The sequence below is a fragment of the Rhodococcus sp. As11 genome, from assembly GCF_048957735.1.
In the GTDB taxonomy this organism is placed as follows: Bacteria; Actinomycetota; Actinomycetes; order Mycobacteriales; family Mycobacteriaceae; genus Rhodococcus; species Rhodococcus gordoniae.
Map to the genome: position 1 here is coordinate 1 of NZ_JARDJE010000011.1, position 15,525 is coordinate 15,525.

At 65.6% G+C, this 15,525-nt stretch carries 17 protein-coding genes; 14 read left to right on the top strand and 3 right to left on the bottom strand.

Features of this window, described 5'->3' with window-relative positions:
* Window positions 1-69 precede the first annotated feature (69 nt).
* The 11 genes from PV766_RS15750 to PV766_RS15800 all read left to right on the top strand — a co-directional run bounded on the left by PV766_RS15750 (window position 70) and on the right by PV766_RS15800 (window position 9,456).
* Entirely contained in the window at window positions 70-261 is a 192-nt protein-coding gene (locus PV766_RS15750; protein WP_264722583.1) for a hypothetical protein, read from the top strand.
* 26 nt (window positions 262-287) lie between these two features.
* Window positions 288-503, top strand: coding sequence for a hypothetical protein (locus tag PV766_RS15755; protein ID WP_029547350.1), 216 nt, complete (start codon window positions 288-290; stop codon window positions 501-503).
* A 77-nt stretch (window positions 504-580) separates the two neighbouring features.
* Complete coding sequence (locus tag PV766_RS15760; RefSeq protein WP_421097358.1) at window positions 581-1,522, top strand: DUF3560 domain-containing protein; 942 nt, start codon at window positions 581-583, stop codon at window positions 1,520-1,522.
* A 942-nt stretch (window positions 1,523-2,464) separates the two neighbouring features.
* The gene (locus PV766_RS15765; RefSeq protein WP_039585755.1) at window positions 2,465-3,265 is read left to right on the top strand and encodes a ParA family protein; all 801 of its coding nucleotides are present in this window, start codon (window positions 2,465-2,467) and stop codon (window positions 3,263-3,265) included.
* On the top strand, window positions 3,262-3,603 hold the full coding sequence (locus PV766_RS15770; RefSeq protein WP_072816384.1) for a hypothetical protein: 342 nt from the start codon (window positions 3,262-3,264) through the stop codon (window positions 3,601-3,603). Before PV766_RS15765 ends, PV766_RS15770 begins: the two co-directional genes overlap by 4 nt.
* Window positions 3,604-4,053: 450 nt before the next feature.
* On the top strand, window positions 4,054-4,521 hold the full coding sequence (locus PV766_RS15775; protein WP_421097359.1) for a hypothetical protein: 468 nt from the start codon (window positions 4,054-4,056) through the stop codon (window positions 4,519-4,521).
* A gap of 150 nt (window positions 4,522-4,671) precedes the next feature.
* On the top strand, window positions 4,672-6,141 hold the full coding sequence (locus tag PV766_RS15780) for a ParB/RepB/Spo0J family partition protein (protein WP_421097360.1): 1,470 nt from the start codon (window positions 4,672-4,674) through the stop codon (window positions 6,139-6,141).
* 266 nt (window positions 6,142-6,407) lie between these two features.
* A complete protein-coding gene (locus PV766_RS15785; RefSeq protein ID WP_421097361.1) occupies window positions 6,408-6,680 on the top strand; it encodes a hypothetical protein in 273 nt (90 codons plus the stop codon).
* Complete coding sequence (locus tag PV766_RS15790; protein WP_421097362.1) at window positions 6,677-7,234, top strand: DnaB-like helicase N-terminal domain-containing protein; 558 nt, start codon at window positions 6,677-6,679, stop codon at window positions 7,232-7,234. Before PV766_RS15785 ends, PV766_RS15790 begins: the two co-directional genes overlap by 4 nt.
* Window positions 7,235-7,309: 75 nt before the next feature.
* Window positions 7,310-7,543 carry a hypothetical protein gene (locus tag PV766_RS15795; RefSeq protein WP_237211665.1) on the top strand — a complete coding sequence of 78 codons (234 nt, stop codon included), beginning with the start codon at window positions 7,310-7,312 and terminating at the stop codon, window positions 7,541-7,543.
* A complete protein-coding gene (locus PV766_RS15800) occupies window positions 7,540-9,456 on the top strand; it encodes a Fic/DOC family protein (RefSeq protein WP_421097363.1) in 1,917 nt (638 codons plus the stop codon). Before PV766_RS15795 ends, PV766_RS15800 begins: the two co-directional genes overlap by 4 nt.
* A 272-nt stretch (window positions 9,457-9,728) precedes the next feature.
* Here the strand turns inward: PV766_RS15800 and PV766_RS15805 are convergent, their stop codons facing one another.
* Together PV766_RS15805 and PV766_RS15810 are read right to left on the bottom strand one after the other, a co-directional pair.
* Window positions 9,729-9,917 (bottom strand): hypothetical protein, encoded by a 189-nt coding sequence (locus PV766_RS15805; protein ID WP_421097364.1) that lies wholly within the window; start codon window positions 9,915-9,917, stop codon window positions 9,729-9,731.
* Between the two features lie 487 nt (window positions 9,918-10,404).
* The gene (locus PV766_RS15810; RefSeq protein ID WP_421097365.1) at window positions 10,405-10,851 is read right to left on the bottom strand and encodes a hypothetical protein; all 447 of its coding nucleotides are present in this window, start codon (window positions 10,849-10,851) and stop codon (window positions 10,405-10,407) included.
* Between the two features lie 490 nt (window positions 10,852-11,341).
* Between PV766_RS15810 and PV766_RS15815 the strand changes: the two genes are divergently transcribed.
* From PV766_RS15815 to PV766_RS15825, 3 genes are all read left to right on the top strand, one after another.
* Window positions 11,342-12,163: a hypothetical protein gene (locus PV766_RS15815; protein ID WP_421097366.1), complete on the top strand. Its 822-nt coding sequence runs from the start codon at window positions 11,342-11,344 to the stop codon at window positions 12,161-12,163.
* Window positions 12,164-12,423: 260 nt separating this feature from the next.
* Window positions 12,424-12,939 carry a hypothetical protein gene (locus tag PV766_RS15820; RefSeq protein ID WP_421097367.1) on the top strand — a complete coding sequence of 172 codons (516 nt, stop codon included), beginning with the start codon at window positions 12,424-12,426 and terminating at the stop codon, window positions 12,937-12,939.
* Complete coding sequence (locus PV766_RS15825; RefSeq protein ID WP_421097368.1) at window positions 12,936-13,604, top strand: DUF6308 family protein; 669 nt, start codon at window positions 12,936-12,938, stop codon at window positions 13,602-13,604. Before PV766_RS15820 ends, PV766_RS15825 begins: the two co-directional genes overlap by 4 nt.
* A gap of 38 nt (window positions 13,605-13,642) precedes the next feature.
* Here PV766_RS15825 and PV766_RS15830 read toward each other — a convergent pair whose 3' ends face one another.
* The gene (locus PV766_RS15830) at window positions 13,643-15,517 is read right to left on the bottom strand and encodes a DUF262 domain-containing protein (RefSeq protein ID WP_421097369.1); all 1,875 of its coding nucleotides are present in this window, start codon (window positions 15,515-15,517) and stop codon (window positions 13,643-13,645) included.
* Window positions 15,518-15,525 lie beyond the last annotated feature (8 nt).

Here is a 15,525-nt window from a genome sequence, read left to right on the forward strand (position 1 = left end):
ACCAGAAAAGCACCCGAAAAGCACCAACAAAACATCGAAAAATCATCAAAACAGATGTAAACTAGAGGCATGAACAAGGAAGAGATCACCGCGAAGCTCCACAACCTCGGCCGCGACATCGATGTCCTGCTCGAGAACATCTCGACCGGCAAGGACATCTCCGTAGTCCTGGCCGAGTCCCGCGACACCAAGGCCGCCGCCCGTGCCGCAGGCATGACCGAGGACGAAATCAGCGCCGCAATCGAATCCGGCCTCAGCTGACCGACCACCCCGGAAGGAAAGACGCGATGACCACTCCGGCCCCCGTCCAGACACTCGAGCTTCCCGACCAGTGGTGCGACTACAACGGCTGCACCACCGAAGCCACCCACACCGACGGCGAGTGGGTCATGTGCCCCCACCACGAGGAACGCGCCTACCGGACCACCACCTACTGGCGGCCGATCCTCCGCTGGACCACCCGCCCTGGCCCCCACTGGCCGGTCTTCATCGCCGAGTACTGATCCACATTCCGCGCCGGTGGGGAGTCACCGCGACTCCCCACCGGCGCGCACTACCGACCCGAACAGGAAACGCGCACATGCTCACCATCACGCACACCCCCACAGAGGGCACGATCATCGACGGCACCAGCAAAGGCGACGGCACCGCCCCGATCCTCAAAACCGCAGGTTGGAAATGGGGACGCAGCATCACCGCCTGGTACATCCCGCACAGCCGCGACCGCGCCCCCCACCTCGCCCGCATCGAACACACCGCCGCCGCCCTGCGCGCCGCCGGCTACGACGTCGAAACCGACATCGACACCACCCTCCGCGACGGCACCGACGCCCACCACGACCGCAACGAGCGTCTGACCGACCGCGCCGCCGCCCTCACAGCCAAGGCCGAACGCAAGGCCACCGCCGCCGACGCCGCCCACGCACGCCACGACCACGCCTGTGCCGCACTGCCCGAAGGCGGAGAACCCATCAAAGTGGGACATCACAGCGAACGACGCCACCGCCGCGCCCTCGACCGCGCCCACACCACCGCCCGCGCCGCGATCGAAGCCGACGCCGCCGCCCGCTCAGCCGCCGAATCCGCCCGCATCGCCGCCCGCAGCACCGATCACCGCTACACCCCCGCAGTGATCCACCGCCGCATCGAACGACAGAGCGCCGAACTACGCAGCATCGAACGCCACCTCACCAAGTACCGCGCTGCCGGACACACCGCCGAGACCAGCAACCACATGCACCAACTCGAACTCAACAAAGCCGAACTCGAGCGCGACATCGAATACTGGACCGCAGTACGCGCCGAACAGGACGCCACCGACGGCCCCAAGCTCTACAGCCGCGCCGACCTACGCCCCGGATGCTTCGTCAACTGCTCCGGCACCTGGCACAAGGTGATCCGAGTCAACGCAAAGTCGGTCACCGTCGCCACCGCCTACAGCTGGACCGACCGACTGCCCTACGACAAGATCACCGACGCCCGCGCCGAGGACGCCCACACCCCCATCCGCCCAGGTCAGTAACCCACATCCGGCGGCCGCGACCCCCTCGCGGCCGCCGGTCCCCACTCGCCGCGAGGACGCCATGACCGCCCAATCCCTGTTCGCCGAGTGCATCATCCCCGGATGCAAACAGCCCGTCACCGACGAACTCACCCCCTGCCAGACCTGCCGCACGATCTTCGGACCCATGCTGCACGAAGCCGACCGACCCCCGAGCTACACCGCCGCCGACCTCGCAGAACGAGACGCAGGCACCGCCGCCGCCTACCGCATGATGCGCGCACTACCCACCGCGGCCCAGCACAACGACCTGGACACCGAGCGAGAACGCCGCACAGCCGAACACGAAAAAGCCGCAGCGCAGGAACGCGGCGAAGCCGAAAAAGCCAACCAGACCTGCTGGCTCTGCGAAGAACGACGAACCTGCCTTCTCCGCCCCCCAAGGGTGGGAATGCCGACAGTGCCGCGAGATCCGCTGACACACGGCCCGAGCCGGACGCCCCTCACGGCCCCGGCTCGGGCCGCCGCCATATCCGCCCCACCCCTACGGTCTGCCACCACCGCGAGGCCGGCCGAGAACCGAACCTGAAGGAGCGGCTGCGCCGCACAGACCCCACCGCCGACCACGAGCCCGACGCGAATCCCAGCGACCCCCTGTGCACGAGCGCCACCGATAGTGTTGGATGTTGGCTAGCGTCACGCACCAGCCGACAGGACTGGAAACCCCGCGAACGCAACCAGATTCAACCCACCACCCCCACCCCCAGTGGCAGCGGTGGCCGACGGCCAGGGCATCGAGCCCTGGCCGTCGCCGTTCCATCCACCACTGACATGAAAACCGCACCTGAACAGATGCAACACCACCCAGTCCCCAACAGTCACGAAACCGCCATCCGATAAGAACCAGAAAAGCACGCTTTATGAATCAGAAGTGATGTATTATTGCATCAGGAAAGGGAGGCCATGAGTTCGAAAATCATTCTGATCGGCAACGAGAAGGGCGGGGTGGGCAAGACCACCACCGTGCTCAACGTCGGTGAAGCCCTCGCCCGTGCCGGCGAAAAGGTGCTCCTGGTCGACCTTGATCCCTCCGGCAACCTCACCCACACCCTCACCAAGTTGCAGCCCGACCTCCGTGCCGCAGCGAAGGTGACCGCCGATCACATCGTCGATATAGACCCGGAGACCCGAAAGCCCGCCGCCGAGGCGATCCTCGATGCAATACGCCCCGGCGTCGATCTCATCGCCGCCCCTGCGAACGCGGCCCACCTCATCGCCGCCGAGAAGAACATCACCAACGATCCCATCGAAGGCCCCCACGTCCTGCGGGAATCACTCGAGCCGATCCGTGACCGCTACGACTACATCCTCATCGACTGCTCCCCCACGCGAAATGCCCTCGAGATGTGCGCGCTCGTGGCCGCTGACCAGCTCATCGTCCTCAACGAAGCGCATGACTTCAGCATCGCGGCCATGCAGGGCGTGACCTCGTACGCCCAGAGCATCAAGAAGCGGCACAACAGCACTCTGTGGGTCCGCGGCACCATCCTCAACAAGGTGCAGTCCGGAACGGTCCTCGCTCGCGCCTGGACCACCCAATTCACCGAGGCCGGCATCCCCGTCCTCGGCAGCGTCCGATCCGCCGAGCCGATCAAGAGGGCCGTCAACGACGGAGTATCCCTCGCCGACACGAAGGACGGTTGGCGTCACGCCTTGGTCTATGACGACCTGGCCACCACCATTACCCAAAGGAAGAAGTCATGAGCGACATCCGCAGCATGTTCGACGCCGAAGCTCCCGACGAGAACGTCCCGGCACGGTCCGCAGCACCGAAGAAGATCGTGCAGCAACCCACCTTGACCCGGCGCACGTTCACCCTCGCCGAATCCGTCATCGACGCTGCGACCAACGCTCAAAAGGGTCTGCGCGGTGTCTACCCCGGCGCACACGGCAGTCTCAACAGCTTCATCGAGGCCGCCATCGCCGAGTACACCCACAAGCTCGAAGAGGAATACAACGGCGGCGAGCCCTTCCCCGAGGTGGAGAAGGTGCGCCGGCGCAAAGCCCGCGGCAGCAAGAACGACAGCACCGACGAGGACTGACCGCACCACAGTCCAACCGTTGAAGGCCCCGACCTCCTGGTCGGGGCCTTCGGTCTATGCGGGCCTCGTGTACAGGCACAGAAACTCCCGGCCCGACCCACATCGCTCTACCGATCCCCGGGGGCTCCGCCCCCGGACCCCTGTCCCTCCCTCCCAAGGTTCCCGCTGCTCCGCGTGCACCGCGCCCGGTCACCACACCACGGCCCTACCGGACCCGCCGACCACCGAGCAAGGGAAAACCCGCCCTTGCCCGGCAGTCACCGCGCCCGGTTCACCAGGGCCGCACCGACCGACCGAGGTACCCGCTCCACCACCGCCACCGAACCACCCCGATACGCCCGCAAACCGCAGGTCAGAACCTATAAACGTGTGACCGCCATCACCAGAAAAGCACCGGAAAAGCACCAACTAAACATCGAAAAATCATCAAAACAGATGTAAACTAGAGTCATGCCCAACAACGAGAACGACCATCGCCCCGCCGGTCTCCTGCTCGATGTCTACCGCGCCCACCGCCTGGGCGACTGCACCAACGGCGGTATCAGCGCCGCCGCCGACACTCTTCTTCTGGTCGGCGTCCTCGACGAGCGCCGCGCCCGCACGGGCCGCATCACGTCACTGCCGTCCGGCTGCACCCCCCACGGAGTGCGAAGCCACGTCGGCGGTCGTGAGCAGATCAGCCCCACCGTCGCCGTACGGATTCGACGCCACGCCTTCATCGAAGGCAGCCATGCCGCTCTGGTCGGAGTCGAATGGAACGCCGACCGTCGTCGGTACGAACTCACCGAGGCGGGACGAGTGGTGATGTTCGGAGGCAACTACGCCGGAACCTCCGACTCGAGGCTGGGCGAGCTGTCCGAACGGTACCTCGGCCACCGATCCATGATCCTGCCCATTCACGACCGCACAGAAGGTTAAACCAACGGCCCCGCCCCGGCGGGGCCGTTGTCGTTTCACGGAAAACCCCAGCTCAGAGCGCAAAAAAATGTAACAACGGTCACCAGAAAAGCACGACAAAAGAACCAAAAAATCATCGAAAAATCATCAAAACAGATGTAAACTTGAGTCATGAACAACGGAAGCACCGCCGAATTCGCCACCGTCGACCCCGCTGATCTGCTCACCGACTCCAACATCCGCCATGACCTGCGCCTGACCGATGCCTTCCGCGAGTCGATCGCAGAGCAAGGGGTTCTGACCCCCATCACTGTGTGCCGCACCGCCGCCGGACCCCTGCGCGTGCTCACCGGCCACCGCCGTACCGCCGCAGCCCTCGAGGCTGGGCTGACCCAGATCCCCGCCCTCATCGTCGGCGACGAAGGCGATGGCACCGACGCCGCCGTCGAACGGCTCGTCACCCAGTGGAGCGAGAACGAACACCGCGCCGCGATCACCAACGGCGAACGCCTGGCCCTGTTCGAGACCCTGGCCGACCACGGACTGACCTCCACCAAGATCGCCCGTCGCACCAAGGCGCCCCGCACCGAGATCGAGGCGGCCCTGACCTTGCGCGACACCGAGCAGCGCGACGCTGTGCAACGAGGCGAGCTGACCATCGAACAAGCCGCCGCCCTCGCCGAGTTCGGCGACGATCCCGCTGCCGTCCGCCGCATCGAGTGGGCCATCGGCAGCGGACGACTCGACCACGCACTCGCCGCCGAACGGTTGCGCCGCACCGAACGCAACGCCGCACTGGCCCGCGCCGAGGCGTACCTCGCAGAACACTCCATCGCCGCCGTGCCGCTCGGTGCTCTTCACGAGAGAGTGGGGGAGGGGACCAGCCAGCTGGTCGAGCGCGTCACCGACGAAGAAGGCAACACGCCCGCCATCGAAGAAGTCGCCGCCCTCGGACACCTCGGGCTGTACGTCTACAGCTGCACCATCTATTTCGACCGCGAGAGCGGCGACGAGATCGACGCGGACTACATCGTGGACGAGCTACCCGAGGGCGATGCCCGCGAGGAATGGATGATTCCCCGCGAGAACGTCGTCGAAAACCACGAGACCACGCTGTACTGGCACGTCGTCAATATCGAAGACACCCCTTGGCGCACCTGGTGGGGACACCCCCGCCCCGCCGAGTCCGAACAGGAACAGAGTGCCGAGGACCGCGCAGCTCAGCGGCGCGAAGTGATCGAGAACAACCGCGAATGGCGAGCCGCCACCGAGGTCCGCCGCAAGTGGATCGCCCAGCAGACCACCCGCAAGACCGCCCCCAAGGGCACCGCCTCATTCGTGGCAACAGTGCTGATGAAGTGGCCCCAGATCCCCGCCGCCTATCACGCCCGCACCCTGGCCGAACAGATGCTCCCCACCTCCGACACCCTCGCGAAGCTCGCCAGCGCCACCGACCCCCGCGCCCTGGTCCTGCTGCGCGCCCACATCCTCATCGCCCTCGAATCCCGGGTCAGCGTCGAGCACTGGCGCAAGCCCACCGACCTGTCGCAGTTCTACCTGCGCGCCATCGAAGCCCAGGGCTACACCCTCGCCGACATCGAACGCCGCGCCGCCGGACTCGACCCCCTCGACGAGCAGTAACGCCCCCTTCCGGTGGGCGGTCGTATCGGCCGCCCACCGGGCCGGACCACTCGCCGGGTGCCGGCCCCCGGCACGCATGGCCGTCGACCGGGGCGTCGAACCCCAGTCGACGGCTCCGGCACGGCCCTTACGTACTCATCATAAAAGAATCAAAAAACAACCATACAATCATGTAAAACACATCGAAAAGGCTTCACAAAGCATGTCAATTAAGCGACAATGGACGAGTACCTGGGGAAACCCCGTCAAGCCGAAGGAGCGCCGCAATGATCGTCTGGACCGTCACGCTGACCGCGCCCACCGTCGCGCACTCCGATTCTGGCTGCACCTTCACCCACGCGGCCGCCGCCTCCGACGCCGCCGAAGCAGCGCGCACGCTCGCGCTCGCCTACGGTGCGCCCGCCGGTAGCGCAGTCACCATCACCATCGACGGAAGCGTCATCGCTCGCGCCGTCATCGGCCACTCGGCCATCGGCCATCCCGACCCGACTCCCGTGCTCGACATCGCCGACGCCCTCGACGAACGGATCAGCGCATGACCGTCACCGACCAGATCGATCTCGACCGCTACCTCAGCGCCGACGAGTTCGCGCCCCCAGACGCCGACACCGAAACCCTGCTGCTGTGCGCGCTGCTGTTCGCCACCCGCGCCGCAGCCGCCGACATCGTGGACCTGCTCACCACCGACGACTTCCACCAGCCACTCCACGCCGAATTGTTCGACGCCATCGCCGCACTGATGAACACCGGCCAACCCCACGACCCCGCAATGGTCCTGGCCCACCTCGAGCGCCACGGTCGGCTCGCCGGTCACCACGGCCGCCGACTCGCCTACGTCCTGACCACCGCCACCACCGCCGGCGCCGATCCCACCGCCGCGCCCTACTACGCCCATGCCGTCATCAGCGCCGCCTACCGCCGCAGCTTTCGCACCGCCGGAGCCGCCATCACCGAAGCCGCCGAAACCCTGCCCGAAGCCGACCTGTTCGACCACATGGTCGCCATCGGCCGTGTCCAGCGCGCCGCCGCCCGACGCCTCGAGCGTGTACGCGCCCGACTCGGGGGTGCGCCTACTGTCGGAGCCACAACGTGAACACACCAGTGGGGGAGGGGATCCGCGGCTGATCCCGCCCCACGTCCGAACCACACCACACCAACAAGGGAGACCATGACCGACATGGACGACGACACGACCGAAAACCCGTCCCTACGTGAACGACTCGCCCCCTTCGGCGAGGAGGTGACACGCGAGACCATCGCACAGCACATCCGCGCCGCTTGCGCGATGGCGGGCGACCTCGGCGGCGAAGATCCCCGAGACATCATCGAGCAGATCGAGGCCGGACTCACCCGCGAGGACATCCTCAACGAGTTCCGACGCGGGGAGCGCCCCGAGAAATGACCGCCTCGTCGCTCCCGATCGAGGGCTACATCCCCGGAACCGACACGCGAGTGAACCTTCTCGGCATCACCGACACCCCAACACTCGACAGAATCGAAAAACGCCTGTTCACGCAGGCGATGTACGAATTCGCGGACGTTCCCTCGCCGAGCGCCTTCACCGGAGAGTTCCTACGCGAGATACACCGGCGAGCCTTCGACGGCCTGTACGCCTGGGCCGGCCAGTACAAAACGGTGCCCACCACCCAGGGCAATCTGCCGATCGCCCATTCGAGCCCCGAGGACACCACCGCCGACGTCGACGAACTGTTCGCCGATCTCGCCGCCGAGAACAACCTGACCGGACTCGACCATCACACCTTCGTCACCCGTCTGGCCGATTACTGGTCACGCTTGACGGAGATTCATCCCTTCCCGGACGGGAACTCTCGGATGCAGTACGAGCTGTTCCGCCGCATCGCAGACCGGGCCGGATGGCAGATCGACACCGCACGTGTCGACCTCGCTGCCCTATCGGCGGTCCGCTACATCACCGCCGAGACCGGAGATCCCAGACTGCTCGCCGACGTTCTCGCCCCGGCGGTCGTACCGAACACCGGATACGTCCCTGCCCAGCCCGCCCCAGGTCGACCAGTGCTGTCTTTGACCACCCATATGACGATGCTGCGCGACTACGACCGTGATCGCAGCGGCCCCTACACGGCCTTCCAGACCTTCCGTGAGATCCCCCGCGAGCGATCTTTGAGCGGAGCCGAACTCGACAACGCTCACGCCCTGGTCCGCATCGGCCTGAACCTGGCCGAACGCACCGACTACGGTATCGAACACGATGCCGCCGTACGCCGGATCCTCGAGGGCACCTCCACCCTCGCGGCCGAACGCGCTGCCGCAGCACTCCCCGAGCCGAACCACCGCTACAAGGACCTGTTCGACCCGGCAGCAGGCAAGAACACCATGCGCTACGACACCGGAGCCCCGGTCAATGCCTTCGACGAGCGCGACCCCGCCCGGCTGCGCCGCCTCATCACCTGGGAGTTGGCACTGCGGACCGCCGACTACCTCGCCCACCGCGAAATCACCGGGGACGGCAGCGAACTACACGCGAGTGTCATCCACCGTGAGCTGCACACCGACTTCATGCCGATCGTCAGCGACACCTCCGCCTACACCAGCCCGGTGATCGCCGCCCCGGACGAGAACACTCTCACCGACCCCCACCAGCTCGGACGCCACATTGCCGCCATCCAGGAGGAAACCGAAGGCGTCCAGTCGGTCGCCGTCGTACTCATGACCGACCAGCTCGTCCACGACCGCCCCGACCGCACGATCGACTGGCGCACCATCGACCCCGAAGCGCTCCGTGCCGCCACCCACGCAGCGAACTACCACGATGATCCCCCCGAAGGCATCGAACCGGACCCGGCCCTCGAGGACGCTATGCGAGTTGCCGGCCGGGAAGCCTTCGCCGCCGAACTCGCCCGTGCCATCACCACCGAGCTCCCCGCCGCCGCCCCGGACCTCGGCACGGTCGACGCCGCGCAAGGGTACGAGAAGCACTGGGATGTGCTGGCCCACCGCAGCTACGCCCTGCTGGAGAATTCCCCGGAACGCAACGAGACCTACGAGCCGCTGACCACCGCAATCCCGGTGGCCGAGGAACCCCGTCACGCCACGTCGACCAGGACCGACGATGCCCCAGAGGTAGCGAAACCGAATCCCGCCGACGGCGAGCCGCACCGGAATCTCACGCATGCCGACGAGGTAGGGGAGGAGCAGAGTTCGCTCTCAACAGTGAAGGCCCTCCACGGACCACCGCAGGTCCACCACACACCACCACAACCGAACAGCCGACCTCCGGCTATACATGAACACCAACCATCCACACCCGATCTGCACCTCGGGCCGCAGCTATAGGACCGACGAGGGGCGAAGGTGTCGGGCAGCCGTGTTATTACTGGCGTAGAGCCGCGTTGCACGGCTGACCCCGACGCTGCCATTGGTGCCCGCATCACCACGGCCAGCATTCGAGGGCAAGGTCCCCGGATCTGCAGCCACCTGCGCCTACCGTCGTCCACCAGTGATGACCGAGGCTGGCGGCATCACGACTACCGTGCCCGGATTGCCCGCGTGAGTTCATTCCGCAGCAGACAGAAAGGCAAGAAAAACAGAATCCCTACGAGCTCCGACTACCGCCGCCGACTTTCTAACGTGAACAGCAACACGAACTTCGTGCCCATCAGATCGAACGCGGCCTCGCTGTCCCCGGCGACGAGAAGTTCCCGCTCACGGGCGTGTAGTGCCGCAATTGCGGTCTCGAGCTCATCGTCGGTCATCGCATCGGCGGCGTCGCCGATCGCTCGCGTCCTGTCTTCCACGCGCCGAGAGTAGCCATGGTGTCGTCCGCTGCACGCGCAGCCATCAGTGAAAAGGCGATGGTCCCCGGCGGGGGGGCGCCGGGGACCATCCTTCGACCCGTCAGGGAATCACTCACCTGTCGGGGAACCCGGGTGATTGCAGCGGTCACCGTAGCGGAAACGCGTATCGGTACCAAACAGGTGAAGCGAGAACATCCATTAGGGGAAACGCTCTAGGAGTCAGTCCTCGACGAGCACGAGATCGCTCACGCGCGGCCGGCCACGGATACGTGAGCGGGCTGTCAATGTTGACCTCGATCATGGCCATGCCGGTGTCCTCGTCGATGTCTTTGACGGGTGAACACGAACTTGCCGCGTGCGCTGACCTTCACCTGATCGGGGCCAGGCCTCGTCCCGATCACGACCGGGGCCGGTGCTGCAGCGAGCGCTCAACCTGCGCGTCGGCTTGTGGAGCGCTCAGCGCTGCTGCCATAGTCATCGATCACGCTTAGTCCGTAGCGTTCTCGGCAATCGCCTCGACGGTAAGCATCGTCATGTTGAAGCTCGTCTCGCTGAGTATGCAATCGAGCTGGCCTGTGTTGAGCGTGCCGAGGCACATATTGTCCTGGTACTCCTCGTACTCCTGGTCCCAGTCGTCCAGCTGTTGGAGCATCGACGTTCTGCTCTGGCTGGGGGGAAGTTGCTCGACGTCGGCCCGGAACACCCCGAGCTTCGCGTTGCGGATTCCATTGCAGGCTCCGGTGTAAGATCCGGCATCTTCCGGGCAGGTGTAGGTCAGAGTGTCGGCGTACTCGCTTCGGATGTAGTCCCAGTCGATGCCGGATGAGGCTTCCTCGGTCACAGTGACTGTCTCCACGGTGGAGGACTCTTCCTCGCTTCCACATGCAGGAAGAAGGAGCAGAATCGGGACAAGCGCAAGAAATCGCAACTTCATGTAGAAGTCATCCGCTTTGTCTGATTCGTTGTTACAACTATCTACGTCGCAGTTGAAGCTTCCGTCCACACCCGACGGATTTTCGTACATATGTTCGACTCGGGCGCTATGGTCAGTGGGCGGCAGGTCGATGGAGGGACGCGACAGCGGACTTCGGGAAGCATCGGCCTGCCGCATCGTTTTCGCAGGAAGTCGGGCGTCGGAGTGGAAGAACCTTCCGATATGGGTTCCTCTGCACCGCCCTCCACGCCGGCCTCGGTACCCGGTCACTTCCTCCATGAACCGGCGCGAACCGGGGGACGTGGGCTCCGCCGGCACCGTCATGCCCCCCTCGGGCGATCCGGGGGGGCGACCAAGCCGCCCTTGCCCCCCTCGCAGCGATGGCATAGCGCCGATCCCTACCATTCGTAACGTACGTATCATGATACGTACGTTACGAATGGTGTTACGATGCCGGATACGAACGTCATCGGGTCGGGAGGGCGAGGTCATGGCCGAGGAAGCCAGAGGGGGACGGCGCCGCGAATACGCCACCGACGCCGACCGGGTACGGGCCTGGCGGCAGCGCCAGAAAGACAAGGCCCGCGCCCAGCAACAACAGGATGCGTTGCCGAGCGATCCGGTCGAGGCGATCGGTACCCTCGCCGACGCGGTACCGCTGCTGCGCCGCGAAGCCCAGGCGATGCTCGAGACGCTGACGACGATCGCGTCGTCGATCACCACCGCGACCGATCTGCTCGCCGATCCGGCGGCGATCGATGCGCAGTTGCGGCGCGTGCAGGCCGAGGCCGACAAGGTCCGGGCCGACGCCGCAGCCGAGATCGCGGCACTGCGGGACGAACTCGACACCGCTCGCACCGAACGCGCCGACGCCGATGCCGCCGCCGCGGCCGCCGACGCCGAGGCCACCGAGGCCCTCGCCCAGCTCACCGCAGCCCGGGCCGATCATGCCGCGGCACAGGACCGCTGGCAGCAGCAGCTCGATCAGGCCGCATCGGCCCACCGCGAGCAGATCGTCGGCTTCGAGCACCGGATCGAGCTGCTCACTGGGCAGCTCGACGAGCAGCGCGAGCGGCTGACCCGAGCGATCGCCGAGAAAGACGCCGCGGCGGCCACCGCAGCCGACCACACCCGGCGGCTCGAAGCCGAACTCACCGCCGCCCGCACCGCGGCGGCCGCCGAACGCGACCGCGCCTCCACCGCCCGCGCCGACGCCGCCGCCGCACACGCGCAAGCCGAAGCCGCCCGCGAACGTGTTGCCGAACTGCGCGCCGAACTCCAGGACCTGCGCAAGCCCCCGGCCGGCCCGTGAACCCCCGGCCGGGGTCCCTGTCCTGCCGGCTGGCGCAGCTGCGGACCTCCAGGGCTCGACGGGGTCGACCTGGCATACTTCGATCCGGCCATCCCCGCCGTACCCCTTGCGGCGGGGATGCTTTCTGCGGTCAGGCACTCACTCATCGCCGACCAGGGCGGCGACGTCGTAGAAGGCCTCGGTTTCGTCTACCCACCTGAGCCCGGGCCCTGCGTGATCGCATCCGTCCGAGCCGGTGCGGGGTCGAGTCGTCAGGTGGCGTGCATGATGAGAGGCCACCGACACGCACCGAGGACAACGATGTTCACCGCACTACGCGGCCGATTCCGCACACGATCGACCACAGCCGACGCGCCGACACCGCATCACACCGGAGCGGCACACCCACGCAGACGAAGGCCGATGCGGCAGCGCGCACCCACGTCCAGGCTCGGATCGAGACCTTGGACAGCTATCTCGGCTCGCTCACCGAACAGGACCGCACCGAGTACATCGCCGCAGCGCAAGACCTCCACGATGCGATGAACGAGACCGGCACCGAGGACTTCCGCGCCTGCCACCGAGGTGGACGACCACCCGCCGACGACAACGTCCCCGACGGAATCCGATCGCTGCAGCAGTTGCGGGCACTTGCTCGCACCATCCGCACCTCGAGCCGGCCGGACCCGACGGAAATCGCCGCTGCGACGAACGCAGGCACGTCCGCCGCGACTCCACACACAGACCCGGGAATCAACGACACCGACCCGGGCCCGGCCGGGCAGCAGAAGCCATGAATCGCGCCGGCGGTGAGGCCGCGGCCACGGTGTTGGTGATCGCCGGCCGCAGCATCGACATCGACACCGCGGTCGCCACAGCCCACGGCTATCCGACGGTGACCGTGGCCCGCTACGACCTGCCCGGACCCGGACCCGCCGCGGTGATCACCGCTGACGAGATCGCCCGCACCCACAAGGTGCGCTCCCGCATCAGCCACGCCCAACGCGACTGGTTCATCCGCAGCGCCGTCGACGCACCGTGGGCGGCGGTGCCGACCTCGGCGCAGCTGGTCGACGCCGACCCGAACGTCAGTGGGGGGCTCTACGACCGTGCCGAAGCTCTCTACGACCATTTCCGCACCGCCGCGCCCCGGCAGGTGGGGGTAGCCAAGATCAGCAAGGTGCTCCACCTCAAACGCCCCGGCTTGTTTCCCATCCTCGACTCGAAGGTCATGGCGTTCTACCGGCATCATGCTCGTGCCGCCGCTGCCCGCTACCCCCATCGCGGCAGGCGAGAAATGTTCTGGGCGGCCATCCGCGACGACGTATGCACCAACCTCGACAACGGTGTCCTCCCGCTGTTCCGCCGCCGCCTGGAGCAGTCCGAGACCGAGCAGGTCCGCCGGCTCGCGACCCTGACCGATGTGCGCCTGCTCGACCTGCTGACCTGGGCTGCTTCCTAAAGCCCGATACCGGATCCGCGATACGGATTTCGGTGGGTTCAGGAGGGTCGACTGACGTTTTCTGGGCCCTCCCAGATTTGGCAGAGTCGTTTTGCCAGTTCCACCGAACGGTTGCGAATATCTTCGTCAGTCCACTGCTTCGGATGCTCGTCGATGATTTGCTTGTTCACTCGCAAGACGCTGAACTTGCTGAGCAGTGTTCGCTTGCCACGCCCGGCCTCTTTACCGCCAGGCGCTGCCAGGGCTGCCTCCGCGTCGGTCCAGGGACGATGTGACAGTGAGCCGTTGAGCTTCTGGGTCACTAACGTCAGATTGCCCAGGGTATTGACCAAACGATCGCGTCTGGTGGCTTCTGCGTCGTCGAGACCGGTGTCCCAGTGCGTACGCCACTTCTGTGGCATCACGTGCTCGACCTGCAACGTGTGCCCGATCTTGACTTCTTCGTTGTACTCGTTGCGCAGCTGGTGCTCGATCCCTTCGAGTACCACGCGTAGGCGTCGTTGGTGAACATTGCCGTACATCCGCAGTCGCGGGATCTCCGTGATCACGTCCTCGTCGGTGGGCCAGTGCCGCGCCTCGGAGGTCTGGGCAGCAAGAAAACCGGCAACGATCACACCGATGGCATCCGTGTCGTTTTCATCGAGCATCCCCAGGATCGACACCATCATCTTGTTGACGTCCTTCATGGTGCGACCGAGAAGGGTACGCCGAATCACCCAGCTTTCGAGCGCCGCCAAGGCTTGTCGGACCTGGCCGTCGGGCACGTTGTGATTGTCGGAGACGATCCACATCAGCAGAGGCATCGTGGCAGCGAGCTGAAACTCTTGGACCACTCTCTGGTAGAAGCGGCCGACCTCGGTCTCGTCCGGGTTCTCAGCCATCGCCCGGAACTTGTCGGCGTCGCGCAGGAAGGCATCGAGAAACGCTTCCGCTTCAGCAACGCTGGTCATCCGGTTCGCGGCGTAGGTGGTGAACTTGCGGAACACGTCGTCGGTGAGAACCTCGTCGCGGGTGCGCATGGTCAGCCAGTACTGCAAGAACGTGTCGATGCGCGAACGCATGTGGCGTCCTTGTGCGGATTCTTCCCGCCACCAGTCATCGTCGAACTCGCTCCAGTACCGATCCGGCCAGGTATCGATGTCGGCCCCGACCTTCTCGCCTCGCTGGAAAACCCAGTTCTTGATCAGGTCGGCTTTGAGCAGTGGGGCGCCGCGATCGTTGAGGGTTTCGAAGATCAGTTGGTGGTCGTCGTGACCGGCCAGGTTGATGGCGACCACGCACAGTCGTGATTGCAGGACCTCCGTCAATGCTTCGGCTCGTTGTGCGGCGGTGAACGTGCGGTCTGCGTCCTCTGTTTCTCCCGTCAGCCAGGCGCGGATCTCGTTTTGGAAGAAGCCACTGGCCTCGACGATGCGGTGGTCGGCAAACCCGGCCAGGTTGGCGTCCTCGCTCATCACCGCAGCGAAGGCATCCCGATCCATGCGCGAAGGCCACAGCTTGAACTGGGCTGGCGTTCCTCGGAACCGTTTGGCGGAGTTGAGGGTCAGCTCTTCGAGAGCTTCACTGTGATCCTCGAAGTCCAGTTCCGTCAGTACTTTCTGGGCTGCATTGAGAATCACTTGCAAGGTGGTCGTGCGTTGCTGGCCGTCGATGACCTCATGGCGGGTGACATCCTTGGTGATCGGTGGTTTGGCCTTGAACACGATGGCGCCGAGGAAGTGCACCCCCTCGGTGTCGGAGACGTCCCCAGGCTGCTCGGTAGCGAGAACCTTCTCGGCGATGCGTTGGACATCACGCCAGAGCGGAGACCACTGATCTTCTTCGGACCATACATACGGTCGCTGATAAACCGGGATCTCGTACTGCACCGCTGTGTCGAACAGCTCCTTGGGCGTCGATACGCTCGCCTTCACACCAACTC